This window comes from Allobosea sp. 01N443, from assembly GCF_056399325.1.
In genome coordinates, this window is record NZ_JBFTRC010000385.1 from 1 (window position 1) to 1,366 (window position 1,366).

Consider the following 1,366-nt stretch of genomic DNA (forward strand, 5'->3'; position numbering starts at 1 on the left):
GGCTGGAGCTCGGGCTGGAGCTCGATGCCCTGCTTGCGACCTCGGATGTAATCAGCCTGCATCTGCCGCTGACCTCGGAGACCAAGGGGCTAATCGGAAGCGCGTCCTTCGCGCGCATGAAGCCGGACGCGATCCTGATCAACGCCTCGCGTGGCGGAGTCATGGACGAGGCCGCGCTGGTCGAGGCCCTGAAGAGCGGCAGGCTCGCCGGTGCGGCGCTCGACGTCTTCGAGGAGGAGCCGCTGCGCGGCGGCGCCAAGCTCTTCGCCGGCACGCCGAACCTGATCCTGACGCCGCATATCGCCGGCAATACCGTCGAATCGAACGGGCGCGTTTCCRGCCTCGTCGCGGAGCGCGTCATCGCCGCGCTGGAGGGGCGGACATGACCCGCCTTTCTCTGGAGGAGGCCGAAGCCAGAATTGCGGCGCTGTTCGCCGCTGCGGGGACTTCAGCGGCCAATGCCGCCTCCGTTGCCTGGGCCTTGGTGATGGCCGAGGCCGACGGCTTGAAGGGCCACGGCCTTTCGCGTGTGCCGACCTATCTGGCCATGCTGAAATCGGGAAAGATCGATGGCCAGGCCGTGCCGATCGCCCGGCGACCGAAGCCCGGCGTGCTCGCCATCGACGCCGCCCATGGCTTTGCCTATCCCGCGATCGATCTTGCGGTCAGCGAGCTGCCCGAACTCGCACGCGCCCAGGGCGTCGTCGCGGCACCGATCAGGCGCTCGAACCATTGCGGCGCTGCGGGACTGCATGTCGAGCGCCTGGCCGAGCAGGGGCTCGTCGCCTTGCTCTTCGCCAATACGCCGGGCGCGATGGCGCCCTGGGGCGGCTCGAAGCCGGTCTTCGGCACCAATCCCATCGCCTTTGCCGCACCGCTCGCCGGGCGCGAGCCGGTCGTCATCGACATGGCGCTGAGCAAGGTCGCGCGCGGGCCGATCGTCGCCGCCAGACAGAAGGGCGAGCCCATCCCCGAAGGCTGGGCGCTCGATGCGGATGGCAAGCCGACAACCGACCCGGCCGCCGCGATTGCCGGCACCATGGTGCCGCTCGGCGACGCCAAGGGCGCGACCTTGGCGATGATGGTGGAGATCCTCGCCGCGGCACTGGTCGGCACGCATTTCGCCTTCCAAGCGTCCTCCTTCATCGACGACAAGGGCGGTCCACCCGATACCGGCCAGCTCATCCTCGCGATCGATCCCGCCAGCATGGGCGGCAATTGGTTCGCCGAACGCATGAAGCTGCTGGCCCACGCGATAGAGGACCAGCCAGGCACGCGCCTGCCGGGGACGAGGCGCTTGAATCTGCGTGCGAAGGCCCGCGCTGAAGGGATTCTGATCCCTGAGGAAATCCTCTCCGCCTAAAGC

The 1,366-nt window shown here is 68.5% G+C and carries 2 protein-coding genes; both read left to right on the plus strand.

Going from position 1 to position 1,366, the window contains the following annotated elements; genetic code table 11:
* Positions 1-386 (plus strand): NAD(P)-dependent oxidoreductase (locus AC1DRP_RS36560; protein ID WP_476771138.1); only part of this gene is annotated, 386 nt, incomplete at its 5' end.
* Positions 383-1,363: an Ldh family oxidoreductase gene (locus tag AC1DRP_RS36565; protein WP_441507629.1), complete on the plus strand. Its 981-nt coding sequence runs from the start codon at positions 383-385 to the stop codon at positions 1,361-1,363. The genes AC1DRP_RS36560 and AC1DRP_RS36565, both read left to right, overlap by 4 nt.
* Positions 1,364-1,366: the final 3 nt, after the last annotated feature.